We start from the raw sequence: 24,334 nt of genomic DNA on the forward strand, positions 1-24,334 counted from the left end.
ATAATTCTCTATATCTCTTTAATATCTTCATTGGCCTTTATATAATCATCTCTTTGACCTATATCAAGCCAATAATCATGAATTTGATATGCACAAGTTTTTTTATCATTTTCGATCATGAGCTCAAAAAGAGATGGCATATCATAAAACTCCCCTTTAGGGACGAATTTGATTAAACTGGGGTTTAATAAGTAGATTCCAGCATTTACATGAAAGTTTATACAGGGCTTCTCGTCTAGGCTTAATATTTGACCATATTCGTTGGTATTTATTACACCATAAGGGACTTGTTTCTGGAACTGTCGTACACACATTGAAGCAGTTGATTCATTTTCAATATGAAAATCTAAAAATGAATTGAAATCCATATTAGTAAGGACATCTCCATTTATAACAAAAAAAGGAGAGTCTAAATTTGATTCTATTAGGCTTAAAGCTCCAGCAGTCCCTAAACGTTGCTCTTCGAAAACATAATCAACAACTACACCAAACTCACTTCCATCACCAAAAAAATCAGTAATAACTTCTCGCTTATAATTCAAACAAAAAATAAACCGATGAAAACCCTGATCTCGGAATTGTTCGACGATATGTTGCAACATAGGTTTTTTACCTACATGAAGCATAGGCTTAGGAGTTTCCTTCGTTAATTCTCCCAACCTAGAGCCTAAGCCCCCAGCCATAATTACTACCGTATTTTCTTTTGAAACAAATTCAATATCGCTTAAAGAGAAAATAGTTTTTAACACCCCATGCTCATCCACCAACGGCATATGACGTCGGTGAACACTACGCAACTTAGCTACAATATCACGCTTTTCTGCTTGATGATCCATCACCAGTGGTGTGGAGTTAATCATCTCATGTAGGCTCTCTGTTTTATTTAAGATCCCACGTCGTAGATCACCATCAGTTAAGATACCCAAAAATGTACCTTTGCAATCCACAAATGCTAATAAACCAATACCACCACGATCGAGTGCATCGATCGCATCATGCAATGTACTTTCATCTTTCAATAGAAACGTGTGTTTCATTCTGACTATCTCTCCATGTATGACATACCGTCACACAAAATGTATAACTCTGTCTATACTGAGCTACAACCCAGTACTAGATCAAATGGTGTGGGATTTTCAAGACAACCTTGTGCACCTGACCCCCTTCAACGCCAAACCCTGTTGCATGCCAAGAATGGATATCAAACATTAGTCCGTGTCCCTCAGTGACTTGAATCACATCTCGTTCAGCAGAGGTACATAGCTGATAATCATCCTCGACATTGTAAGCACTAGTCTCTCCTTCCAGCTGTGGCAATTGAGATATTGATTCAATGCCACGGATTAACAAATGCAGATCGACATAGACTCGATGGCGCTCATACACCACATACTCCGGCACGGATTTAAGCTCATAATCCAATTTAACTCCAAACACATCCGAGTCTGGAATGGAGAATTTACCTGTCTCTAGAGAATCAAAACGGGTCAGAACATAGTCAATAGCGTTCTTTATCGGCAGCGAACTTGATTGCTGTAGTGCGGTAATGGTTTGTGGTTGACTTAGCATATGGCATCCCCGATTGAATAGTCTTGCTGCGCCGAAGTATTGAGTAAGGTATCTAACGTAGTATAGGCACCATCGTCTGAATGCATTTTTAGCGCAAGATTCTCGGCAGTAAACAGATCGCCTTTCGCGACAGGTTGCGTCGCCACCGCTTTTTTCTGACGTGCACGATAGATACATTCATTATTCGTCATCTCAAAAGCCGACTCTGCTGATTCATCCACAATAGAAATAAAGCGATGCAGTTGCTCAATATAAGTAGTGAAGCCTTCAACCATGTAGGCTGACTGAGCATCGGTACGCTCAATTTCCAATGTTACATGCTTTTCAAACACACGCGCACCAAGCTGATACGCATAGTGCGATGAGTAAATCGCATCCGGGTGTGCTGGGTCGCTATGATCCGCATATCCCATCACCGCATTTGGGAAGTGTTGTTGCAGGTATTTAATCCGCGCCAACTTCACTTCTTCAAGTTGGCTCGGGAAGGCTTGGAAACCACACAAAAACAGCAATTTTTGCCGAGGAAATTGTTTTTCTAAGGCTTGGAGCTCTTCTAAAGTTCGCCCGCCAATACCAAGGCCTATCACCGTCTCGGTAAGGGTATCACGCACAGTATCTAGTAAAATACGATCATTAAACGACACCGAGTGGATCTCGACATAATCAACTGTGCCGCGCGTACAAAGTGCTACAGCTTGCTTATCTAGCGGCATCAAAAACAGACGTAACCCCAGAGATTCTGCGTGCTCAAAAGCTTGTTCCCATTGCTCACGGGTAAAACACCACGACTTTACCAACTCATAAGCTGCACTGGTTTGACTTACGAAATCATCATGGTCAATCAAGACCTGAAACTTAACGTGTGTCGCACCAGCTTGAGCGACCATCTCTATAAGACGAAATAGATATGAAAGGCTCCCTTCATGGTTGAAAGCCGTTTCTCCAATAATAACTACATGATGTCGATTGTCTTGATGCATGCTGAACGTTCAACTCGTTGCTTTTGGTCAATAAGAAAGTCGTCAAAACTCATGGTTTTGTCATATGGCATTTTGATACTGGCACTGCCGTGAATGGTTTTAAACAACTCAGAGTTGTTTTTAAACAACTGACAGATGTTTTTTAGGGTCAATTGTGAGGCGTCATCACCAAGGTGACGAATAATACGCTGCACCACCTCAAAGTCGTAGGGAGTGTCGACTGTGATCCCATACTGGCTCAGATCATGGCTCGACTTGAGGACACCACACTTAAAGCGTTCAGGATCAAAGATAAACAGCATCAAGTATTCACTAACACTGACATCCATCTCTTGATAGAGCTGTTGAAGTGCCGTGACTTTGATAACCTCTGCTGTAGCACCAATCGGCACCCCAGACAGTCGACAATAATCAAGATTTTGGTCAATACAGAGTTGGATCTGTTGGTCTAGGTACTCACCCGCGACAAAGATATTATCACCGGTAATACGCACTATATAGTCCGCGTTTTCGATCTCAGCCACACTCACCATACGCTCAATCACAGCATCACTTGCACCACGATACAACTCAATATTATTGCGAAAAGCTGTATCAACTAAGATATCATCACACGGCTCTTCTGACGTGCATAAATATATTTTATCCGTTAATGTCGAAAGTTTCGCCTTGGAGATAATCACATCCAACATGGACTTATCATGAGACGGATTCACAGCACGCAATACCTTTAAGGGCAGACGATTAGAGGTTGTTCTTGCAACAATGCACGATACAATTTTCATGTTATTCCTTGTAGAAAGTTCGTGATGGCTGCTCGTGAGGGAGCAACCAATGAACGGAAAGGACCCTTTCACGTGAGCGATTAAACCAAGTCTTCTTTACACAGGATATGGTCAAATGGCAGATCTTTCTTGACGGTCATCCCAATCACAAAGTCTGTCATCTCAGGTTTTAGACCGGTGCCCGGGCGCTTGTAATCAAGATCAGAGGTTTGAATCGCCTCCCCTGCTTTCATTGCTCGGGTTAGAACAATACTACGACGGAACTCTGCTTTCTTCTCTTCGGTTTCTGGCGCTGAAATACGGTAGCTGCCTAACGCATCATTGATACGTTTTACACCATTCACAATCATGCTCAGCTCAGTTTTATTGGCTGAAACTTTGTGATCCCAACCTTCCATATTTTTGTCCAACGTGAAATGTTTTTCAATCAGACAGGCTCCCATCGCAGCTGACGCAAGTGGAATTTCCGTACCAATGGTATGGTCAGAGAAACCAACACTGTACTCAGGGTAAGTACTCATAAGAGTCTTAATGTTGTTGAGGTTCACATCGGAATCCACCGGTGGATAGGTTGAAACACAGTGTAGGATGACGATGTTTTTATTACCTGTTGCTTCAATGCACTTGACTGCTTTATCAATCTCATACATTTCACTCAGACCTGTCGAAATCACCATCGGCTTGCCTTTCTTAGCAAGGTACTCGAGAAATGGATAGTTGTTGAGATCCATAGAAGCCACCTTAATAAAAGGGGTTTCCATTTTATCAACCAAGAAATCCGCCTCACTCTGGCTAAATGGTGTCGATGAACAATCAATGCCCACTGCATCAGCAAAAGCTTTCATGTCCAAGAGCTCTTGCTCTGAGATAGAGTACTCTTCGACGATCTCCTCTAGGGTGAAGTCGGTACGGTCACGGTAGTCATCAGCGATAAAGTAGTTATCTTCATACTTTTTCTTGGCAAAGATAGTGTCTTTCGACCAACTTTGGAATTTAACGCAATCTGCACCAGCTTCTTTCGCTTCGATGATCAGTTTTTTGGCCAACTCCATGTCACCGTTATGGTTGGATCCAAGCTCAGCAATAATGTATGGCTTGCAAAAATTAAATACGTCTTTTTTCTGTGTTAGCTTCATCTTCGTCGCCTATTTAGCAATGACTTCCCACCAAAGTGGTGTGTAGTTATTTGTTTGATTAATCTCTAAGATTGCTGCGCACTCATCCGGATGATTGAATCGCGCTATGAGTTGCTGATTTGCATCCAGATCTGTTTGATAATCTGTATTCACGGCCAGCATGTTCTGATAATGAATTGAGCGCACCTGCAATGATTGACGGATGGTCTCGATATTTATACGACCAATACCCACTGTATTGGACTGATGTTGGCGGTAGTAAGTTACCGCCTGATTGGTAAAAACTGCACGCTTGGATTGACACAAGAGTGTCGAAAACAGATACCAGTCCACCGCGACCAAATCACTTGGGAAGCGTAAAGTCTCTGACGCTAAACCTGTTAAGCGTATGGCAGTATTCGAAAGACCACAGAGGTTCTTATCTCGAATAAAGTCGAGGGTGATCTCATCCCCATCTGCCACTCGCGTAGAAAGGATCCGACTCTGCAACTGCGCCGTCTCATTGAACGATGTCAAATCATTGACCACCACATCATAATCTTCCAACAACCGCAAAGAATGCGCCACGCGATTATCAGAGAAGTAGTCGTCAATATCAGCAAAAATCGCCACTCCATACTGGTTATTGAGGGCAAATTGACACATATGCTCGCGGTTTTTGACAATGCTTCCTGCCGACTCCAACTCAATTATATTCAGTTGTGGATACTGCGCCTTCAAGGCACTCAGATCACCAAAGCCATCGTTAACCAAAACAACATCAAACCCCTGTACGCTCTGACGCACCAAGGAATTAAAGTAGTCATGCACATAAGCTTCTTTCACTGGGAAAATAGTAGTCAGCACGACTGTTTTCGTTCCTACCGATGGCTGGCGCTCGCCGGCATAACAACGACCCGCCTTGATAAACGCCTGTGTTGGGGTCTGCACCCCTTGTACCACAACCGCATTGCTCCCGACAAAGGAGCTAGTTTCGATATGTGCACCGCCATTAATAACAGCACCTGTTGACACATGGCAGTGCGCAGCAATCTGAGCATCATGCTCCACCAAGGCTTTGCTGTTGATGATGCAGTTATCCCCCACCTTAGCATTGGCGTTGATGAGCGCATCATGCATCACGATTACACCAGCGCCGACCTGCGCAGTACGCGCAAGGTGAGCTCGCGGTGATACAACCGTGGCTAAGGGAGCATTTAAATTTATAAGCTGCGAATAAATACGTTCACGCGCCGCACTCGAGTGAATGTGACCAATAGTAATTAAAAAGTGACAGCCTTGTTGAACATACGTTGCCAATGCATCATCGGTATCCGAAATCGGATAGCCAGCCACCGAGGTGCCCACCTTATCAGAGCTGTCTAAAATACCACGAATTTGGTATTGGCCTTGTGATTCAATAACGTCGATGCAAGAAGTACAATGGCCACCACCACCGATTAGGATCAAATCCTTCATCAAACACTCTCCATCACAGGGCTGCTGGGCAGATTAATAAGACGCTGCTCCAGAAACTCTGAAACCCTTAAATCATCACGCATGGTGTTTGCAAACATCGGCAATCGATGCATTAACTGCCAAATTGGCCGTGTCATCACTCCCGATCGATTGGTCTCTTCGAGCACTTGCTCTCGTGTTGTCACATCAGGACAAATTATCCCATTCAACCAATAGTTTGACTGTGCATACTCTGGCTCAGTAACAAATTTAAAATCAGTTCCCTTGAAAAAACTCTTGTAGTCTTCTGCAAGCACTCTCTTTTGTTTTAGGTACTGCTCGATAACTTCCATCTGAGCACACCCTAGAGCTGCATTCAGGTTTGGCATACGATAGTTGAAACCAGGTTCATCATGGAAGAACTCATACGGATGAGGAACTTTTGCTGTCGTAGTGACATGTTTAGTACGCGCACCTAATTCTTGAGTCTTACATAACACCATGCCACCACCGCCTGTGGTGATGATCTTATTGCCATTGAAGCTAACAGCACCAAAATCACCAATAGTACCGGTGTGTTTGCCCTTATAAAACGAGCCTAGACTTTCTGCGGCATCTTCAACCAACGTGATGTTCCATTTCAAACAAACAACAACCAGTTCATCAAGCTCTACAGGGTGACCAAACGTGTGCATTGGTACAACGGCTTTGATTCTTCTACCTGTTTTTTTATGGATACACCCCGCGTCGGTGACTTCGGCATTCTCTTCTAAAAATGCATCCACAGCCTTAGGGCACAACCCTAAACTCACTGGAGATACATCTAGAAAAATAGGCTCAGCCCCCATATGATAAAGAGCATTGCAGGTTGCAACAAAAGTCAAAGCTTGCGTGACGACCAAGTCGCCTCTTTGAACATCAGCCATGTACAATGCAGCATGCAATGCTGCTGTACCATTCACTGTCGCTACAGCTTTAGCCGTACCAGTGTAAGTTTCAATTTTTCTCTCAAAATCATCAACAAACTTACCGACACTAGAAACAAATGTACTTTCAATCGTTTCCATTACGTACGCTTTTTCGTTGCCATCGAAAGTCGGTGCATGTAAGGGAATAAATTCGTCTGTTTTGTAAGTATCTCTCACAAATTCAACAATAGATGTCGCTTTCATTGAATGCTCCACTTACATCTTGCTATCGAGGTATTTACCTGTTTCTTTGTGCCCAAAATCAGGGATCATGGTAAAGAACAGTTTCACAATCTGCTCTTTGGTCCAAGCTCGCTCACCTTTCATCTCAGAGATGCTGCTTTCAAACAAAGTAAGAAGCTCTTGCTCATAAAGAGGTTCATTTTTGATGATGCCCAGATTTTCGAATCGAGATATATCCAGCTCTTCTTTATCAGTAAAAAACTCTTCGAAGTCTTTTTCACCCGTTGTATCACTTGCAGTAAACAAACATGGCCACTTGCCTTGCTCTGGAAGTGTATGTGCAAGTTGGCGAGCTTCTTCTTCTGTTTCACATAGGTGAGGTTCAAACCCAAGTTGCTCTAGGTATTTCACCGCGATATCTGCAAACGAAATAAGATGTAGAGCTTCACTCAGTTTCGGGAAGAAAATGTCACGGTTTTCGCCAAAGATACAAGACATTAAACATAGTTCTCCCGACTCTTGAGGAGTCACAAAGTAGCGTTTAATGTCGTTTGGGGCCACGATAGGTTGGCGCTTTTGAATACGTTGGTTAAATCCGTGAAGTAGTGAGCCATCAGAGAATGCCACATTTGCAAATCGAGCAGTTGAGATTGCCATTTGCTCGCTTTTACGCATCAGGAACATTTCCATAATACGTTTGGATGCTCCCATCATATTAACTGGGTTTGCAGCTTTATCTGTTGAAACACAGAAGTACTTTTTCGCGCCAGCATCAATAGACTGCTGGATCGTTTTGTCGGTATTAAAAACATTCACATCGATCATGCGCATCAATGTATAAGGATCTTTTTCACTTCTAACATGCTTAAGCGCAGATAAGTTCAATACATAATCGAACTTCCCATCAGCTTTAATGAATGCATCGTACTCTAGAGAACCAATGTCCAAAGCAAATGTTTGGAAGTCACCATCAATGTAACCAAACGAGCTCCGGATATCTCGAACGAGCTCTACCATGTTATTTTCACTAATATCGACAACATGTAGTTTCTTAGGGTTACGTTTGAAAATTTCCTTAGTTACTGCTTGCCCAATTGAGCCTGCACCACCCAGAACTAAAAAACGTGACTTTGAAACTATATCCCAAAGATCAGATTCGTAATTACGAATATCAGCAAAAAAAAGTTCTTTATTACGCCCAATGAGAGGTAGAATATTACTCATTCTCTAGTTCCAATTTTCTAATTTAACTTTCTGCTTCAATATAGTTAATATTTGAAGCAATAAAAATCATTAACTCGCTTAATAAAATAAAAATATTTATATATTAAATAAAACAAATCAACCTGATAATAAAAAAGGGGCAAAGCCCCGATTTATTTTTTATCACTCGAATAAGAGTAATTATAGTAACCATACCCGTATGAGCTAGATGCTTTCTTTTCTATAGCATTTAAAATAACACCTTTAACTTCAATACCAGATTGTTCAAAACGATTTCGAGCAACATCTATTTCTTTTATAGTATTTTGCCCAAACCGTGCGACCATTAAAGTAGTGCCAGCGAATGCACCAACTATACTTGGATCGGTTACTGCTAACACTGGTGGAGTATCAACTATCACCAATTCATACTCGTTCGACGCCCATTCCATAAATTCAGCAAAGCGTGGGTGCATCAGTAACTCTGACGGATTTGGTGGCACTTGACCACGAGTAATTATTTCTAGATTTTCAATCGGAGTCGACTTAATCCATTGCGAAAAGTCTTGCTTACTGCTTAACAAGTCTGAAAGACCATGATCCCACTTTACACCAAAGCTTTGCTGCAAGTAGCCTTTTCGCATATCCGCATCAATCAACAATACCTTTTGACCAGTTTTTGCTGCTACTGCAGCAAAGTTCGTCGAGACAAAAGATTTGCCAATGCCTGGGGCAGGGCCTGAAATCATCAAAATGTTGTTCTTTGCCTCAAGCATAGCAAAGTGAAGACTTGTACGTAGCCCACGTAGTGCTTCAACAGACAAATCTGCAGGATTTGATTCTGCAAGCAGCGCTTGCGTACCAGAATTTCGCTTTTTCTTGGACTTAAAGCGATTAGTCAACTCTAGTTGTAAATCAGACTTAGGTACAGCGGCATAAACAGGTAAGCCAAGTTCTTCAATTTGATCAGGACTTTCTACACCACGATGAAACGCTGCTCTAATTAAAACGAACGTAACACTAAAAGTCCCCCCTAACAACAAGGCTAGAACTATAATCAAAGGCTTTTTAGGTTTAACGGCAGTTGCATAGGTTTGAGCATCATCTAAAATACGAACGTTACCTACAGTACCAGCCTTAATAATATTCAACTCCTGAACCTTATTAAGAAGTTGTATGTAGATTTGTTGATTAACTTCGACATCACGTGTCATACGTAATATTTCACGCTGTGTTTTAGGCAATTTTTGAACTAATTTATTTAATCGCTCCTTCTCTTCAAGAAGAATATTACGTTTATCTAACAAAGCTCTATATGTAGGATGATCTTTAGTAAAGCGTTGACTAATTTCACTTTCTTTGAAAGTTAATTGATTTAACTGAGATTCCAGTGAAACCATCAACTGCAATGTTGATCGAGCTTCTAGACCCAAATCAATAGACTCATTTTCCTGTCGATAACTATTAAGAGTATCTTCAAAGTCAGATAGCTGAGATTTAATACTCGGAAGATGTCCTTTTAAGAAAGACAAGCTTTTCTCAGCCTCAGCTGAGTTTCGCTGAACATTTTGCAAAAAGTAAGTTTGAGTTATGTGATTAAGTATTTCAATATTTTGTTTCCCATTCTCACCTTCAAAGCTTAATTTAAGGATACCTGTTTGTTTACCTTGTTCATGCAAAGAGATAGAAGATTTAAGCCAACTTATAGCAGCTAGTCGGCTACGATGACTAACCCTGAATTCAACTCCATCGCTTGCCGTAAGCCCCTCCACAAATAAACTATAACCATTGGCATTAGACAGCTTTCCTGCTACACCTTGCAATACGACTCGTTCAGAGTCTTGTATCAACTTATAAGTACCTTTCCCAGCATTTTCCACTTGGATTTTATAAACATGATTTCTAGCATAATCTGGAACATCAAATCGACTAACTGAGATATGATTAACTTCACCTGTAAGGCGAGCGATACCCTTACCAACAATTGGTATGTATATTGGCGAAACAACAGTAGTTAAATTAAACTTGTCTACTGTTTCACCTAAAATCATACGAGATTTCAAAATTTCAATTTCTGCTGAAACAGATGACTCCTGTGAAAAAACATCGCCCATATCACCTACCATAGAAGATATGCTGCCAGAGCTTTTTTTTTCGATTTGAATCAGAGCGTCAGCTTTGTATACAGGCGTTGAAAGTAGGGCAATTGCGACACCAACAACTAAAAAAATAATTGTGGTTAATGCAATAAACCATTTCGCATCTAAAAAAATCCCGAGCAATTTACCTAAATCTATTGCATCTGAAGAGTTTGAGAGCTGCTGCTGGGAGGATTGTCTGGTCATCAAAGTCACTACTTCCTAAACTAATACTAAAGAGGCTGAATTTATTTTATACAACTCTTTTTACGATCTTCAATTTTATAATTCAACACTACTAATAAACTATTTAATTTTTTTTACCCACCCTTGCGCTGCTTCATTAATTAGTTTGTAAGCATGCTCAAAGGCTTCTCGACTTTGTTGATATGGATCGGGAATATCTTGTTGCCCGATCCACTGGCCGAATAACATAGTTTTACCACGTGCTTCAGGAGATATCTGAGTTAATGCTTCCATATGCCCTTTTTCCATCACCAGTATCAAATCATACAGCGCACAAAGCTGCGGCGTGACTTGCTGTGATTTGTGATTTTCTATATCAACACCATTTTCTGATGCAACAAGAATTGCCGTTTTATCTGCTGCCTTACCGATTAAACGGCTTTTTTCAGCGGCAATACCTGCCGATGCTACATGTTTATTTGGTAATAGTTTTTGTAGAACACGCTCACCTGTTGGGGAACGACAAATATTACCAACACATACTACTAATATTCGTTCAAACATTTTATTCTAGGCCTCAAAAACAGAGCTGGATTATCTAGATACATTACCAATCCCGAACTCGTAATACCGATTCAGATAACTCGTTAAATCCTGAAATAGTTGGAAGAAGTTGGCTAATCACGCGATTCCAACGAATAATCGGAGCAGCAGTTACATAAACAATATCATAAGGTTGTAAGTCGAATTCAGTACCAATAGCTAAGGCTGACACATCTCCCATGTCCAACTGGTAGATATCAGCCATGCGCTCCGACTTATCGCTCGAAGTGCGAATGACAAAAATGCCTCTAGCGTCAGCTGCTAGCTGATTAATACCACCAGCATTACTCAATGCTTCTGTTAAGTTCATACCCGCACGATCAATTTTCAACAATTTGGGTTCGTTAACTTCTCCCATAACAAACACCTTTTGTGCATCATTTCGGGGAATATGAACTATATCTCCTGCTTGTAACAAACGATTTTGAGTTAAGTCACCTCTCTGCATCATTGAGTACAATGAAATATATTCTTGATTTCCATTACGAGTTAATGAAACATTGCGCCAATCGGCATTTTCAGACAAGCCCCCTGAGCGATTTACTGCATCAAGTATAGTCAGAGGAATATTTGTTATCGCTTGCTGCCCTGGCTCTTCGACTTCGCCTGTAACATACGCCTTTTGTGATCTAAAGCCTGCGACATTTACCTCTACTTGCGGGCTCTCAATATATTTTGAAAGACGAATAGCAATATCTTTCCTGATTTCAATTACAGTTTTGTTAACTACTTTAACATTTCCAATATAAGGATAAAAAATCGTACCATCAGCTCGAACCCAATTACCAGCCTCTTCTGCGCTACGATAAGAGCCTGCAGGAATAGTCAACTCTGGGTGGTCCCAAATTGTTACATTCAAAATATCGCCTACGCCAACTTTGTACTCATACTTAGCAATATCGATATCTAATTCTGGGTTAGCTTGAGATACTGATTGAGTTTGACTCTTAAAATTAGAGACCGTTTTAGCTGTTAGGGGGTAGAGGTTAACAATATCTGAAATATTCGTAGCTTGTTGTTCCTCAGAAGGAAAGATCACATTCTTATCATCGGTGGTAAGGTGCGTGCCTGGAGTAGTACAGCCAACTAATAAAGCGGGCAATAACGCAAGAAGGAGACGATTTTTCTTAATCTTCATGTTAACCAAATCATTGTTGAGAAAATGTAATCACGTCCAAGTGATACAAGATAGATGACCTTACCATTGGCAATGACTTAAACGGAGGGTGAAAGGAGTGATATTGTGATATCGGTTCCATTTTAAATCACTGTTGGGCACGCTACCGCCCGTTGATATACCGCGACATCACACTGCGTAGTTGTCTGTGCACCAGAAGCGGTCCTTGAACAGTAAAAGAAAAGCCAATGGTGATTTTATAAAGCATGTATCAAAAACATGCTCAAAATTAATCCGTACGTATTATCCACAGTTTGTTTGTATTATCAACCTTGTTGAATGGTTTAAGAGCAGATGCGAGATGCGAGTAAACGAGTGGCGAAGGGATAAAAAGCAGATTCGTGATGCGAGTGGCGAGATACGAAAAGATAGAAGAACGGATTCGAGATGCGAGTAAACGGGTGGCGAAAAGATAAAAAGCAAGTTGGGATGCGAAAAGAACTGCTCTTCGCATCCCGTATCTCGTTTACTCTAATCTGCTCTTAAGCTCTTCGCTCTATTCCACCTTACTTGGCCTTTGGAACCATGGCGATCTTGCATCTGTTTGCTCAAACAGGTTGTATTGTTTGTTTAACACTTGCCCGCCATCACGAGTTAGAGGTTGCCATGTGAATTGAGTTCGATGTGAGCTTGGTTTTACTGTTAACAAATCAAATGGAATCGATACGTAGAAGCCTTTTGTGTAGCTGCCCTCACCGAAATCTTCTTCACTTAGGTCTGTTAAACTCACAAACGCGCCCGCAATTACACCACTCTTGAACTGTTTTGAAAAGTCGATTCGGGTACCTACGTCGCCGGCGAGGAACTTACCAAAGCCCACTTTAAACAACGTGTCACTCAAAAACTCCCACTCTGGCATATAGTAGCCAGTCACAAAACCTGTGGTACCTTTATCGATAACTCGGTATGAACGGGTTGAGTCAGTAGGATGCGCTTGCCACTCTTCATCAAAGGTTTCAAACCAGCTATCTGGGTCACGTTGACTAATCGCTGTGACATCAGCACCAATTGCCCAGTTACTATTGTATGGGCGGTAAAGCACCTCACCTCCGATACCTGCAAACATACTCTCTAGGTAGCCAGCATAGGCTTGGCTATAAATACCGCTACCGTAATCTTCAAACCAGGTTAACTGTAATCTATCTAAACGAACTGGCTCTTCCACATATTCACGGAAAAGCGTTCTCACTCTTGCGGTTTTATCGGTGCCATCCTCTGGCACTGTGTAGTTAAACTTATCGTAGTTGTCGATAAGGTTGATATACAAAGAGCCTGATAACTCTACATTATTGGTCGCCCAAAAAGACGCATTGGTATACAAACCTAACGCATACAAATAGAAATCTTCTGCTGAACCAAAAGATTGGGCCAAGTTTGGAGATACAGAAACATCAAAACGTTCACGAGCATCTTGGTACACCGCTGCTGAAGTCGGTGCAACCTCTCTATTTTGAGTAGAGTCTTTAATATCAGAATCTAAATAAGAATAGCTAGCAGATTTTTTAAACTGATTAGCATTGATATCCGTTTGAGAAAGCTCCCCCGCATTACTGGTTTCAACAATTTGGTAAGTATCGATGTAATCAGGAACGTGGTTCGCAATCACCGTTGCACCACGCTCAAGTGCCACTTCACGGTCACGGTATTTAACCTGTTTACCTTTCACCACCAGCGTGCTGTCATCAACCAGAACCACTGCTTGCTCATAGCCTGCAATGGTATCTAATTCTTCTGTTAATTTAGCTAAATCAACCTCATCCATATCGCTCACTTCAGTAGGGCGAAGTTTTGCAGCTTCCGTATCACGCCAAATTGAGGCTATTTCATTGAAATTAGTGGTTAGATCGAAGCCCATGGTAAGTGTATCGCCACGCTCGTAACTCACTTTCGCTGTAGCCCAATCGTTAAAGCGATAAACCGCACCTACATTCCAAGGTGTATGCTGTGTCATAACTACCGCGCCGTTTGTAACTGGGTAGTCTTGAGAGTAGTCATTGCCATCATACTCTAGCTTTAGCGTAAGAGGTCTATATGGAGTTTGATATTCTAGCCCACCATAAATGGAAGCATTTCCCCTGAACCAACGCTCAAAGTCGACCATACCACCATTACCTTTAGTATCTGATGGTCGATCACAGAATTTATCACTAACTTTACAGAATGGATTGGTAAAATTACCACTGGTGCCCATATAGCCCCACCCCATGCCTAGAGTAACATCCAGTGGACCGAATCGTTTGCTAGCGGCAACGAACTCACCATCAAACAGACCCGTGCCACCAAAATCACGTACACCGACAGATAACTCTGGCAAGTAATAGCCTTCTTCAATTAAGCGAACTTTGAAATCAATGCCTTTATCAGCATGCTTATTGCAACCACTAAAATTATCGGCCGAGCAACTTGGGTCCCCTGCATTATCTCCACTGTAGAGAACATCTTGCGTTTGTGTATAGCGAATCGTGGTCTCCAACCAAGGCATCAGTTGTAGGCTTACAGCATAGAAATAGTATTCATTATTGAATGATGCACTTAAGTTGAATTCACCCTCTGGCGCCATACGTGCAGTTGGCATTTGCATCAAGCCGACACCACCAAAGTCCATTTGTGAATGCTTAAGAATCGGCTCATCAAAACTTGAAACATCTACTTCAGAAGGTTGCTGTTCTTGCGCAATAGCAGAAAAGCTATTAACAGTCAGTAAAGCACCAGCAATAGAACCTGTAAGAAAAGTTAATGGAAATGATTGATTAGCCGACATTACAAATTAACCTTATGACGTAGAAGTTCGATAATATTTTGATTCAAAGTTGCAAACTCAGAAGGTAGAGAATCAAAAGCGATAAACAGAATCGCACCAGGTGCGAAGTAGGCTTGTTTACTGTTCCAATAGGCATAGCTTACCTCGTCAACATGGCCGTCTGGCTGAATCACAAACGCTGTGCTTTTATCCGCAATTTCAAGCAACTCACCTTCGGGTAGCATAGAGAGATAGTTATCTAACTGGCCATGTTCAATCAACTTAATCTTGTGTGCTTGTTTTATGACACCAACCAAAATTAGATCGGTTGGTCTTGGGGTTAGATACAAGGCGAAGTGCTGCGCTTGATTTGACTTATCCGCTTCTAATACAGTGTCTTTAGAAACCAATAATGGATTTTTTGCTGATTGTGAAATAACTGCATTTCTGTCTAAACCCACAAAATAACGCGCTTGGTAATCAAAGGATTCCAATTGTGCAATCACAAACTTTACTTGCGGTTCTTGAAGTGCCAATTGATTCAATTGTTCAATCACTTGTGCTTTTAAAGTATCAACTTGCTGTTGCGCATTATGATCAAATAACTGTGCAGACAGTGGAAAGTAACCTAACGCACCATTGACATTTGCGTCATCTAACACCTGCTCGAGACGAACAGGTTGTGAATACTTGAGGGTAATCCCCTGTACTGGCAACTCTACACTGAGTTCTTGAGCTTCTTGCTCTAAAGAAAGAGCGTATACCACACTGGATAGGAATAACGAAGAGCAAAGCGAAGCCTGTGCGATACGTTGACCGAATTTGACTAATGATTTCATATTTTGTATCACCACCGATTAGTTCGCTTGATAAGGCTTAAGCAGGGTTAGCTCTAAGCGAGTCATATCTGGGCCAATGTATTGAACCGTTTTCACTACTTTGCCTTGGCTATTTACCCAATATTCGTTTTCTATTTTCTCGCCAAGCGCGGAATAGCTCACTTGCTCGATAAATTTACTCGTTTCTATAGCGGCTAGTGGTGTTTGCACCGTTTCTTGGCTCACATAGGAGCGAACGATGTTAGCACTGTATCCAAATCGATAATCGGGTTGCCAATCGTACGTAGCTTGCCAACGCTGTGCTTTAGGCTGCGCTGACAAATCAAAGCTTGGCACCAATGCATTCTCAGGCTTCGCTGTTAGGCCAGATAGATTTTCGTAAGGCAATAATAAAGTTTGAACTACCCGGCCATTTTCTGTCACGATCATCGCTTTATCAGAAGACATCCACTTCAGTTGCTCTACACCAGTTTCTGGATTTCGCCCAACAAAGGCCAAAACCATGAATATTTTACCTTGGTCATTAATCTGAGCGTAAATGCTGGCGTAAGGTAGGTCTTGGATGTATTCAGCTGTGGTGGAAACATCAGCATCTCCAAACATGGCTTCATTAAAAGTGGCGTTTAAGTCTTGGAACTGCTGGGAACACCCTGCTAGCAACAAACCTAAAGAGGTAATAAAAGGTTTAATCATGACTGTCTTCTGCGTTCTGGTGATGTTATGAATATACTTATATAAAAAAACCACTTTATGCTCACACATAAAATGGCTTTCATTCACCTAACTAATGAATTAGTTAGTTACAGTCGTAGTTGTAGCACCACCGTCGTTAGAAGCTACTGCTGCTGCTGCGCCTACTGCTACTGCTGCAGTTGTTACCGCTACAGTTGTTGCTGTGCCCGCTGCTGCCGCTGAAGCTGCTGCGCCACCTGCTGCTGCGCCACCGGAACCTGCGCCAGCACCTGCCGCCGCTGCAGTTTCGGTAGCTGCGAAAGCCGCACCTGAGAAGCTAACAGCTAGTGCTGCTACTAAAGCAATCTTTTTCATAATGATTCCCATAAAATATAAACGTTTATATACAGAGGCTAAGGTTCCACCCCTTTCCGTTGTTCAGCTTAAACAACTAATTGATCATGATAGTGAATAAGTGTGTACAAGTAAATGCATAAATTCTAGACAAAAACTTCTTTATTCCGCGCCTTCACTCACAACCCTCTGCTTCTTCTGTATTCTGTAATCCTTTATCGCTATACTCCAGAACCATATACCAAAGTAACCTCGAGAAGCTTGGTTATAGTTTCGAGCCCCAAACGACAAGAGTTTAAGATATGCAAGAGTTAGTACCCTTTATTCAAGAGAATATGATTTTAGCCATCGTATGGATTGGCTTAGTGGTTGCCATCATTATGAATGTCATCAAAACATCGAATGCGGCTTACAAAGAGATCACAGCAGCGCAAACCACACAACTAATGAACCGTGAAAATGGTATTGTGGTTGATATTCGTACTAAGGATGAATACAAAAAAGGTCATATTACTGACGCACTTCACATTTTGCCTTCAGATATCAAAGCAAATAACTTTGGTAACCTTGAAAGCCATAAAGCAGACCCAATCATTGTGGTATGTAAAACAGGTCAAACCGCTCAAGAAAGTGCAAACCTACTAGCAAAAGCTGGGTTTGAAAACGTGAGCCTACTGAAGAATGGCCTAGTTGCTTGGAGTGAAGCGAACCTACCTTTAGTAAAGGGTAAGAAGTAACTCCTAGTAGCATTATTAGTAACACGGTTATCTATATACTCGTTTTTCAGGTTACGTAACTTCATTTTGATTACGGAACCCAATGTAAATTTTTAAGGACAAGAAAATGGCTGAAGCAGCACCTCAAGAAACACAACAAAACTTCGCAATCCAACGTATCTTCCTAAAAGACGTTTCTTTTGAAGCGCCTAACTCACCAGATATGTTCCAAAAAGAGTGGAACCCAGATGTAAAACTTGATCTAGACACTCAAAGTCGTGAGCTTGGCCAAGGCGTTTACGAAGTTATCCTACGTCTTACTGTGACAGTTAAGAATGCAGAAGAGACAGCATTCCTATGTGAAGTACAACAAGGTGGTATCTTCACTGCAAGCGAAATGGAAGCTGGTCAACTAGCACACTGCCTAGGTGCATTCTGCCCTAACATCCTATTCCCTTACGCTCGTGAAACTATCTCTAGCCTAGTGGTTAAAGGTACGTTCCCACAACTGAACCTAGCACCAGTTAACTTCGACGCTCTGTTCATGAACTACCTACAAAACCAAGCTCAACAAGCTGAAGGCGAGCAAGCTTAAGTTATACAAGGCTTAATGCCACATAAGACTTAATCTAACCGTTTAAAAATGCACAGCGCGACTTATGCGGTGTGCATTTTTTATATTTTCGGTATATTCAATAAAGTAAAAAGATACTCTTCTCATTTCCTCAAGACTTTCAGGTGGAAGCATGACAGACACAACTCGCACTAATGACATCAGTAGCGCTTATGATAGAAAGAGCGTTTATGGCAAAGAGATCGCCATGACGGTGATTGGCGCTGGTTCCTACGGCACTTCTTTAGCGATTTCTCTTGCACGTAATGGTGCCAACATTGTGCTTTGGGGACATGAACCTGAGCATATGGCTCGCCTAGAAGCTGATCGCGCTAACCATGAGTTCCTGCCAAACATCGACTTCCCAGAAAGTTTGATTATTGAGTCAGATCTAGAGAAAGCTGTATCAGCAACCCGCGACCTGCTTGTTGTTGTTCCAAGCCATGTATTTGGTATTGTACTGAACAGTCTAAAACCTCACCTAAAAACAGATTCACGTATTTGTTGGGCTACCAAAGGTCTAGAACCGGAAACAGGCCGTCTATTGAAAGACGTAGCAAGCGACGTGCTTGGTGATGGTTATTCCTTAGCGGTTCTATCTGGCCCTACATTCGCCAAAGAGCTTGCAGCAGGTATGCCTACTGCTATTTCTGTCGCTTCACCAGACCAAGAGTTTGTAAAAGAGCTACAAGAGAAGATTCACTGTACCCGCACCTTCCGTGTATACGCGAATGATGACTTTATCGGCATGCAACTAGGCGGCGCGGTTAAGAACGTTATCGCGATTGGTGCTGGCATGTCTGATGGTATCGGTTTTGGTGCCAATGCTCGTACCGCATTAATCACTCGCGGCCTAGCTGAAATGAGTCGCTTAGGCGCTGCACTGGGCGCGAAACCAGAAACCTTCATGGGCATGGCTGGCCTGGGTGACTTGGTACTCACCTGTACCGACAACCAATCACGTAACCGCCGCTTTGGTTTAGCCCTAGGTACAGGTAAAGATGTCGATACCGCACAAGAAGAGATCGGCCAAGTAGTCGAAGGTTACCGCAACACCAAAGAGGTTTGGCTTTTGTCTGAACGCATGGGTGTTGAAATGCCAATTGTTGAACAAATTTATCAAGTGTTGTATCAAGGAAAAGATGCACACTTAGCAGCGCAAGATCTGCTGGCTCGAGATAAGAAATCGGAAGGTTAAAAGATCAGGTTCGGGATGAGAGTAAACGAGATGAGAAGAGATTAAAAGCAGATACGGGATGCGAGTAAACTAGATGAGAAGGGATTAAAAGCGGATTCGAGTGACGAGATGCGAGATTAGAAGAGCAAAAGCTTTTCTAATCTTTTAGCTCCTCGCCACTCGTTTACTCTCATGTCGTCACTGCTCTTTAGCTTTTCGTATCCCGAATCTCGATACTCGTATCTGCCCTTCAAAAAATATGGATAGTAAAAAATGAAACACTGTGAACAACAAAAAGTCTGGCAATGCATTGTAAAGGAAGCTCGAGAGCAATCTGAGCAGGAGCCTATGCTTGCGAGTTTTTATCATGCGACCATTATCAACCATGACAGTCTCGGTGCTTCGTTAAGTTACATCCTGGCAAACAAACTTAAAACCGCTTCTATGCCAGCAATGGCGGTACGTGAAGTGGTTGAGCAAGCCTTTGCTGAAGATCAATCAATCATTGATGCTGCGGCTTGTGATATTTGCGCGACCGTGACACGCGACCCGGCGGTAGAGATGTACTCTATGCCGCTGCTCTATCTAAAAGGCTACCATGCCCTGCAAGGCTATCGCGTCGCTAACTGGTTGTGGCGACAAGGCCGTATTGCACTTGCTACTTACCTTCAAAACCAGATTTCAGTGGCGTGCCAAGTGGATATCCACCCAGCAGCTCGAATCGGCAAAGCAATCATGCTCGACCACGCAACCGGTATTGTTATTGGTGAAACCGCTGTTGTTGAAAACGATGTATCTATCTTGCAAGACGTAACCCTAGGTGGTACGGGTAAAGAAGGCGGTGATCGTCATCCTAAGATCCGCGAAGGTGTAATGATTGGTGCCGGTGCGAAAATCTTGGGCAACATTGAAGTTGGTGAAGGTGCCAAAATCGGTTCTTGTTCTGTGGTTCTGCAAGCTGTTCCAGCGCATACTACGGTTGCAGGTGTTCCCGCTAAGATTGTTGGTAAACCTAAAACAGACAAACCATCACTGGATATGGACCAAGGGTTTAATGGACGCTCTCAGAATTTTATTCATGGGGATGGGATTTAAGAGCTTAAGAGCAGATTCGGGATGCGAGTATGCGAGATACGAAAGAATTAAGAGCTTAAAGCAGATTAGAGATTCGAGTAGGCTAAGAGACAAGAGCAGGTTTGTTCGAATTTCGTATCCCTCATCTCGTCACTACTCTTTAGCTCTTCGTATCTCGAATCTCGTTTACTCTTATCTGCTTCTAAAGTATCTGGAATCTCTATATCCATTATAGATAGCTCTATACACTAGAAGTAATTTAATGAGTAGGCTGTAACTTAGATGACAAAAACAATGAAAAAGATTAAAGCTATAAGCGGCCTTATTTTACTTTCTAGTGCGATGTTTTCTATCTCTACTCATGCAGCCTCCCAAGGTGAGTTGAAGGGTGTTAAAAGCGAGATCTCTCGTCAGCAACAAGCCTTATCTTCTCAACAAAAGAAACTGGATAGCCTGCAAGCCAACCTTAAGAAGCAAGAGCTCTCTATCGCTTCATTAGAGAAAGGCATCAAGGAAAGTAAGAAGCAGCTTGCTACCGCTAATGCCAACGTTCAGCAACTCAACAATAAGATTCAAGCGCTTACGACTCAGAAGCAAGTCCATACTCAGAAGCTTGAGCAGCTTATTCAAACTTACTACATGACGCGTCGTGCGAAAGCCTCTTCACACATTCTGAATACCGGTGTCGAGGAGGATCGTATTAGCCACTACTACCAACACTTAGCCAAAGCGCGTACGACAACGATTAAAGCGATTGAGCAGACTCAAGCTGAACTTGAAGAGAGCCAGCGCCTTCGTAAAGCAGAACAAGAGCAAATTGCTTCTCTACTCAAACAGCAAACAACCAAGCGCGATCAGCTCGCTAAGACTCAAGCTCAACGTAAGAAAACGGTTGGTAGCATTAAGAAAAGTATTTCTGGTGATCAAAGCTATCTTGCAGAACTTCAACGCAATGAGACTCGCCTAAAAGCAGAAATTGCCAAAGCAGAAAAAGCCGCTCGCGAAAGACGCAATGCAGTACCTATGGACGGCCTAGCAAAACGCAAAGGAAAATTGCCATGGCCAATCAAAGGTAAGGTGCTACACAATTACGGCACCCGTCAAACTGGTCAAATCAACTGGAAAGGCATGGTGATTAACGCAAGCTACGGCCAACAAGTGAAGTCCGTTTATTCTGGAACGGTGGTCTTTGCCGAGTACCTGCGTGGCTATGGTTTAGTCGTGTTACTCGACCACGGTAAAGGTGATATGACGCTATACGGCTTTAACCAAGCTTTGCTCAAGAAAGAAGGCGATAAGGTAAAAGCCGGCGAGGCCATTGCGCTTGCTGGTGATACTGGCGGACAATCACGACCATCACTCTACTTTGAGATCCGTAGAAACAGTCAGGCGCAGAATCCAAAGAGTTGGTTGGTGAGGTAAGAGCGGATACGGGATGCGGGTAAGCGAGATACGAAGGAATTAAAAGCAGAAGATTCGAGATACGGGTAAGCGAGATGCGAAGAGATTAAAACAGATTCGAGATGTTAGTAAGCGAGTTGTGAACAGCGGAATACCCACACTAAAATATCTCATTTCAAGTTGGGAAGCTTTCAGGATTCGTCATTCCAGAATTGAGGAACGAAATGTCTGGAATCTCTGTGTCGACTTTACCTTCAGCGATACAAAGAGATTCCCTATTACACTCGTACCTCGCTGTCAAAAAAGCAGATACGGGATTCGAGTAGACGAGATGCGAATAGATTAAAGAATAGAAACGGAATCCGAGTCATTGGATGGTGAAGAGCTGCAGGGTGAGAACGGTTTTTTGCTTTTCGCATCTCGTATCCCGGCACTTTAGTCTGCTCTTTTAGCTTTTCTAATCTCGCAACCCGTCACTCGTATCTTTCAACTATCCATTCAACGCCCTTACACCATCTTCCAACAGTGTTAACTGCTCAAAACCTTGAGTGGTTGCGATAGGTTTCACGACAGCAATCATCTGAAGCATGCCTTGGTGAACCACTTGTTCTGTAATCTGCGTTCTTGGTGACATGGCAGATTGATAAGCCAGCCAGCTCGATGCAATAAGGTGCAGAGAAGTCACCATGGATTTCATTTCATCTTCTGATGCTTTCAACAAGTTCAAATCCACGAATGCGCGCATGATCGCAATTAGGTTTGATTGCAAACGCTCTTGTACCGCCATGTAGTCGTTGTGAAGCTGCTCATCGCGAGACAAAATCTCAGGAAGGTTTGCGTAAAAGAATCGGTATTTCCACATCAAAGTGAAGATAGAGTCCAAGTAGTGTTTAAGTAGAGTTAGGCTCTCTTGTTGACCTTGAATTGGGGTAAATCGCTCTAAAAGCTCAGCAGAATACAGAGTGAAGATATCACGCACAATTTCTTGCTTATTGCGGAAATGGTAGTAAAGGTTACCTGGGCTGATCTCAATATGCTCAGCGATATGGTTGGTAGTGATACTACGCTCGCCGTGCTCATTAAATAGCTCTAGCGCCGCATAAACGATCTTGTCACGTGTCTTCATTTCTATTTCGAATCCCTATCTGTTTAGAGAGTTAGTATATCGCCCCTAAACCGATAGATCGAGCCGTTAACATCTGGTCGGCGAAGCTCAATTCTTATCCAACTAGTAAGTATCCATCATAGTGATATCGCACTCCCTGACCGCATGCCAAATTTATGAAGTTAATTCAGGTGCTAACAGCCGAGTAACCTTGGTTTGCACTAGCCCGAATTGTTCATTCCTTGCTATACTCGCGGTAGTTTTATATTCAAAAGAGTAGGTAAAATATGATTATCGTAACTGGTGGTGCTGGCATGATTGGCAGCAATATTGTTAAGGCACTCAATGAAGCAGGCCACAACGATATCTTAGTCGTCGACAACCTCAAAAATGGTAAGAAGTTCAAAAACCTTGTCGACCTAGATATCACGGATTACATGGATCGTGATGATTTCCTAACTCAAATTATGGCTGGTGACGATTTCGGCCATATCGAAGCGATTTTCCACGAAGGCGCGTGTTCTGCTACAACCGAGTGGGATGGCAAATACATGATGCTTAACAACTACGAGTACTCAAAAGAGCTACTCCACTACTGTGTTGAACGTCAGATCCCTTTCCTTTACGCCTCTTCTGCCGCAACTTATGGTGAAACCGATACGTTCATTGAAGAGAAAGAGTATGAAGGTGCGCTAAACGTATACGGCTATTCTAAACAGCAGTTCGACAACTACGTTCGTCGCCTGCAAGAAGATGCAGCAGCGCACAACGAAACTCTCTCGCAAATCACAGGCTTCCGTTACTTCAACGTATACGGCCCTCGTGAAGAACACAAAGGCAGTATGGCTTCGGTGGCTTTCCACCTTAATAACCAAATGAACGCGGGTGAGAATCCGAAGCTATTCGCTGGTAGCGAAACATTTAAGCGTGACTTTGTGTATGTTGGTGATGTAGCCGCAGTTAACCTTTGGTTCCTAGAGAGTGGCGTATCAGGTATTTTCAACCTAGGTACTGGCAACGCTGAGTCTTTTGAAGAGGTCGCAAAAGCAGTCATCAAGTACCACGGTAAAGGTGAAATTGAGACTATTCCATTCCCAGAACACCTAAAAGGTGCATACCAAGAGTTTACTCAGGCAGACTTGACTAAACTGCGTGCCGCTGGTTGTGATATCAAATTCAAAACAGTTGCCGAAGGTGTTGCGGAATACATGGCACTGAAGAACAAATAATTATTCTCTTACTATCCAAAAACTAAGAGCATTTAATAACTGAGAGTTT

General features: G+C 42.4%; 22 protein-coding genes. 6 read left to right on the forward strand and 16 right to left on the reverse strand.

Annotated features, from left to right (window positions below):
* Positions 1-8: 8 nt before the first annotated feature.
* The 15 genes from KI743_RS12450 to KI743_RS12520 form a co-directional block, all read right to left on the reverse strand.
* Positions 9-1,037, reverse strand: a complete 1,029-nt coding sequence (locus tag KI743_RS12450) for a nucleotidyltransferase family protein (RefSeq protein WP_285466630.1) — start codon at positions 1,035-1,037, stop codon at positions 9-11.
* Positions 1,038-1,113: 76 nt separating this feature from the next.
* Positions 1,114-1,569 carry a YhcH/YjgK/YiaL family protein gene (locus KI743_RS12455; RefSeq protein ID WP_285466631.1) on the reverse strand — a complete coding sequence of 152 codons (456 nt, stop codon included), beginning with the start codon at positions 1,567-1,569 and terminating at the stop codon, positions 1,114-1,116.
* Complete coding sequence (locus KI743_RS12460; RefSeq protein WP_285466633.1) at positions 1,563-2,549, reverse strand: N-acetylneuraminate synthase family protein; 987 nt, start codon at positions 2,547-2,549, stop codon at positions 1,563-1,565. The genes KI743_RS12455 and KI743_RS12460 overlap by 7 nt, the downstream gene beginning before the upstream one ends.
* On the reverse strand, positions 2,522-3,334 hold the full coding sequence (locus tag KI743_RS12465) for a cytidylyltransferase domain-containing protein (protein ID WP_285466634.1): 813 nt from the start codon (positions 3,332-3,334) through the stop codon (positions 2,522-2,524). The genes KI743_RS12460 and KI743_RS12465 overlap by 28 nt, the downstream gene beginning before the upstream one ends.
* Before the next feature lie 80 nt (positions 3,335-3,414).
* Entirely contained in the window at positions 3,415-4,470 is a 1,056-nt protein-coding gene (locus KI743_RS12470; protein WP_285466636.1) for an N-acetylneuraminate synthase family protein, read from the reverse strand.
* A gap of 9 nt (positions 4,471-4,479) precedes the next feature.
* Positions 4,480-5,928, reverse strand: coding sequence for a NeuD/PglB/VioB family sugar acetyltransferase (locus KI743_RS12475; RefSeq protein ID WP_285466638.1), 1,449 nt, complete (start codon positions 5,926-5,928; stop codon positions 4,480-4,482).
* Positions 5,928-7,079, reverse strand: coding sequence for a LegC family aminotransferase (locus KI743_RS12480; RefSeq protein ID WP_285466640.1), 1,152 nt, complete (start codon positions 7,077-7,079; stop codon positions 5,928-5,930). Before KI743_RS12480 ends, KI743_RS12475 begins: the two co-directional genes overlap by 1 nt.
* Positions 7,080-7,091: 12 nt before the next feature.
* Positions 7,092-8,282 carry a UDP-N-acetylglucosamine 4,6-dehydratase gene (locus KI743_RS12485; protein ID WP_285466642.1) on the reverse strand — a complete coding sequence of 397 codons (1,191 nt, stop codon included), beginning with the start codon at positions 8,280-8,282 and terminating at the stop codon, positions 7,092-7,094.
* Between the two features lie 152 nt (positions 8,283-8,434).
* The gene (locus KI743_RS12490) at positions 8,435-10,606 is read right to left on the reverse strand and encodes a polysaccharide biosynthesis tyrosine autokinase (protein ID WP_285466643.1); all 2,172 of its coding nucleotides are present in this window, start codon (positions 10,604-10,606) and stop codon (positions 8,435-8,437) included.
* A gap of 99 nt (positions 10,607-10,705) precedes the next feature.
* Complete coding sequence (locus KI743_RS12495; protein WP_285466644.1) at positions 10,706-11,149, reverse strand: low molecular weight protein-tyrosine-phosphatase; 444 nt, start codon at positions 11,147-11,149, stop codon at positions 10,706-10,708.
* A gap of 43 nt (positions 11,150-11,192) precedes the next feature.
* A complete protein-coding gene (locus tag KI743_RS12500; RefSeq protein ID WP_285466645.1) occupies positions 11,193-12,326 on the reverse strand; it encodes a polysaccharide export protein in 1,134 nt (377 codons plus the stop codon).
* A 535-nt stretch (positions 12,327-12,861) separates the two neighbouring features.
* Positions 12,862-15,126, reverse strand: coding sequence for a YjbH domain-containing protein (locus KI743_RS12505; protein WP_285466646.1), 2,265 nt, complete (start codon positions 15,124-15,126; stop codon positions 12,862-12,864).
* Positions 15,126-15,944 (reverse strand): capsule biosynthesis GfcC family protein, encoded by an 819-nt coding sequence (locus tag KI743_RS12510; RefSeq protein WP_285466647.1) that lies wholly within the window; start codon positions 15,942-15,944, stop codon positions 15,126-15,128. The genes KI743_RS12505 and KI743_RS12510 overlap by 1 nt, the downstream gene beginning before the upstream one ends.
* Before the next feature lie 18 nt (positions 15,945-15,962).
* Positions 15,963-16,637 carry a YjbF family lipoprotein gene (locus tag KI743_RS12515; RefSeq protein WP_285466649.1) on the reverse strand — a complete coding sequence of 225 codons (675 nt, stop codon included), beginning with the start codon at positions 16,635-16,637 and terminating at the stop codon, positions 15,963-15,965.
* 99 nt (positions 16,638-16,736) lie between these two features.
* Complete coding sequence (locus tag KI743_RS12520) at positions 16,737-16,991, reverse strand: hypothetical protein (RefSeq protein WP_285466650.1); 255 nt, start codon at positions 16,989-16,991, stop codon at positions 16,737-16,739.
* Positions 16,992-17,272: 281 nt separating this feature from the next.
* On the opposite strand from KI743_RS12520, the gene KI743_RS12525 reads away from it, so the two are divergent.
* The 5 genes from KI743_RS12525 to KI743_RS12545 all read left to right on the forward strand — a co-directional run bounded on the left by KI743_RS12525 (position 17,273) and on the right by KI743_RS12545 (position 21,972).
* On the forward strand, positions 17,273-17,707 hold the full coding sequence (locus tag KI743_RS12525; protein WP_285466651.1) for a rhodanese-like domain-containing protein: 435 nt from the start codon (positions 17,273-17,275) through the stop codon (positions 17,705-17,707).
* Positions 17,708-17,813: 106 nt separating this feature from the next.
* The gene (gene secB / locus KI743_RS12530; RefSeq protein WP_285466652.1) at positions 17,814-18,281 is read left to right on the forward strand and encodes a protein-export chaperone SecB; all 468 of its coding nucleotides are present in this window, start codon (positions 17,814-17,816) and stop codon (positions 18,279-18,281) included.
* Positions 18,282-18,432: 151 nt separating this feature from the next.
* A complete protein-coding gene (gpsA, locus tag KI743_RS12535) occupies positions 18,433-19,497 on the forward strand; it encodes an NAD(P)H-dependent glycerol-3-phosphate dehydrogenase (RefSeq protein ID WP_285466654.1) in 1,065 nt (354 codons plus the stop codon).
* A 252-nt stretch (positions 19,498-19,749) separates the two neighbouring features.
* Positions 19,750-20,571 carry a serine O-acetyltransferase gene (cysE, locus tag KI743_RS12540; protein WP_261903449.1) on the forward strand — a complete coding sequence of 274 codons (822 nt, stop codon included), beginning with the start codon at positions 19,750-19,752 and terminating at the stop codon, positions 20,569-20,571.
* 261 nt (positions 20,572-20,832) lie between these two features.
* Positions 20,833-21,972, forward strand: coding sequence for a murein hydrolase activator EnvC (locus KI743_RS12545; protein ID WP_285466657.1), 1,140 nt, complete (start codon positions 20,833-20,835; stop codon positions 21,970-21,972).
* A gap of 469 nt (positions 21,973-22,441) precedes the next feature.
* Here the strand turns inward: KI743_RS12545 and KI743_RS12550 are convergent, their stop codons facing one another.
* Complete coding sequence (locus tag KI743_RS12550; RefSeq protein ID WP_150870393.1) at positions 22,442-23,077, reverse strand: TetR/AcrR family transcriptional regulator; 636 nt, start codon at positions 23,075-23,077, stop codon at positions 22,442-22,444.
* Positions 23,078-23,343: 266 nt separating this feature from the next.
* Here KI743_RS12550 and rfaD point away from each other — a divergent pair, with 266 nt between their 5' ends.
* A complete protein-coding gene (rfaD, locus tag KI743_RS12555) occupies positions 23,344-24,285 on the forward strand; it encodes an ADP-glyceromanno-heptose 6-epimerase (RefSeq protein ID WP_285466661.1) in 942 nt (313 codons plus the stop codon).
* The last annotated feature ends 49 nt before the right edge of the window (positions 24,286-24,334 follow it).

The sequence above is a fragment of the Vibrio sp. D420a genome (genome assembly GCF_030248625.1).
Taxonomy (GTDB): domain Bacteria; phylum Pseudomonadota; class Gammaproteobacteria; order Enterobacterales; family Vibrionaceae; genus Vibrio; species Vibrio fortis_A.

Excerpts from the sequence above, each read along its gene's own strand:
- KI743_RS12450 (WP_285466630.1), bottom strand. The coding sequence starts at position 1,037 with ATGAAACACACGTTTCTATTGAAAGATGAAAGTACATTGCATGATGCG.
- KI743_RS12455 (WP_285466631.1), bottom strand. The coding sequence starts at position 1,569 with ATGCTAAGTCAACCACAAACCATTACCGCACTACAGCAATCAAGTTCG.
- KI743_RS12460 (WP_285466633.1), bottom strand. The coding sequence starts at position 2,549 with ATGCATCAAGACAATCGACATCATGTAGTTATTATTGGAGAAACGGCT.
- KI743_RS12465 (WP_285466634.1), bottom strand. The coding sequence starts at position 3,334 with ATGAAAATTGTATCGTGCATTGTTGCAAGAACAACCTCTAATCGTCTG.
- KI743_RS12470 (WP_285466636.1), bottom strand. The coding sequence starts at position 4,470 with ATGAAGCTAACACAGAAAAAAGACGTATTTAATTTTTGCAAGCCATAC.
- KI743_RS12475 (WP_285466638.1), bottom strand. The coding sequence starts at position 5,928 with ATGAAGGATTTGATCCTAATCGGTGGTGGTGGCCATTGTACTTCTTGC.
- KI743_RS12480 (WP_285466640.1), bottom strand. The coding sequence starts at position 7,079 with ATGAAAGCGACATCTATTGTTGAATTTGTGAGAGATACTTACAAAACA.
- KI743_RS12485 (WP_285466642.1), bottom strand. The coding sequence starts at position 8,282 with ATGAGTAATATTCTACCTCTCATTGGGCGTAATAAAGAACTTTTTTTT.
- KI743_RS12490 (WP_285466643.1), bottom strand. The coding sequence starts at position 10,606 with ATGACCAGACAATCCTCCCAGCAGCAGCTCTCAAACTCTTCAGATGCA.
- KI743_RS12495 (WP_285466644.1), bottom strand. The coding sequence starts at position 11,149 with ATGTTTGAACGAATATTAGTAGTATGTGTTGGTAATATTTGTCGTTCC.
- KI743_RS12500 (WP_285466645.1), bottom strand. The coding sequence starts at position 12,326 with ATGAAGATTAAGAAAAATCGTCTCCTTCTTGCGTTATTGCCCGCTTTA.
- KI743_RS12505 (WP_285466646.1), bottom strand. The coding sequence starts at position 15,126 with ATGTCGGCTAATCAATCATTTCCATTAACTTTTCTTACAGGTTCTATT.
- KI743_RS12510 (WP_285466647.1), bottom strand. The coding sequence starts at position 15,944 with ATGAAATCATTAGTCAAATTCGGTCAACGTATCGCACAGGCTTCGCTT.
- KI743_RS12515 (WP_285466649.1), bottom strand. The coding sequence starts at position 16,637 with ATGATTAAACCTTTTATTACCTCTTTAGGTTTGTTGCTAGCAGGGTGT.
- KI743_RS12520 (WP_285466650.1), bottom strand. The coding sequence starts at position 16,991 with ATGAAAAAGATTGCTTTAGTAGCAGCACTAGCTGTTAGCTTCTCAGGT.
- KI743_RS12525 (WP_285466651.1), top strand. The coding sequence starts at position 17,273 with ATGCAAGAGTTAGTACCCTTTATTCAAGAGAATATGATTTTAGCCATC.
- secB (WP_285466652.1), top strand. The coding sequence starts at position 17,814 with ATGGCTGAAGCAGCACCTCAAGAAACACAACAAAACTTCGCAATCCAA.
- gpsA (WP_285466654.1), top strand. The coding sequence starts at position 18,433 with ATGACAGACACAACTCGCACTAATGACATCAGTAGCGCTTATGATAGA.
- cysE (WP_261903449.1), top strand. The coding sequence starts at position 19,750 with ATGAAACACTGTGAACAACAAAAAGTCTGGCAATGCATTGTAAAGGAA.
- KI743_RS12545 (WP_285466657.1), top strand. The coding sequence starts at position 20,833 with ATGACAAAAACAATGAAAAAGATTAAAGCTATAAGCGGCCTTATTTTA.
- KI743_RS12550 (WP_150870393.1), bottom strand. The coding sequence starts at position 23,077 with ATGAAGACACGTGACAAGATCGTTTATGCGGCGCTAGAGCTATTTAAT.
- rfaD (WP_285466661.1), top strand. The coding sequence starts at position 23,344 with ATGATTATCGTAACTGGTGGTGCTGGCATGATTGGCAGCAATATTGTT.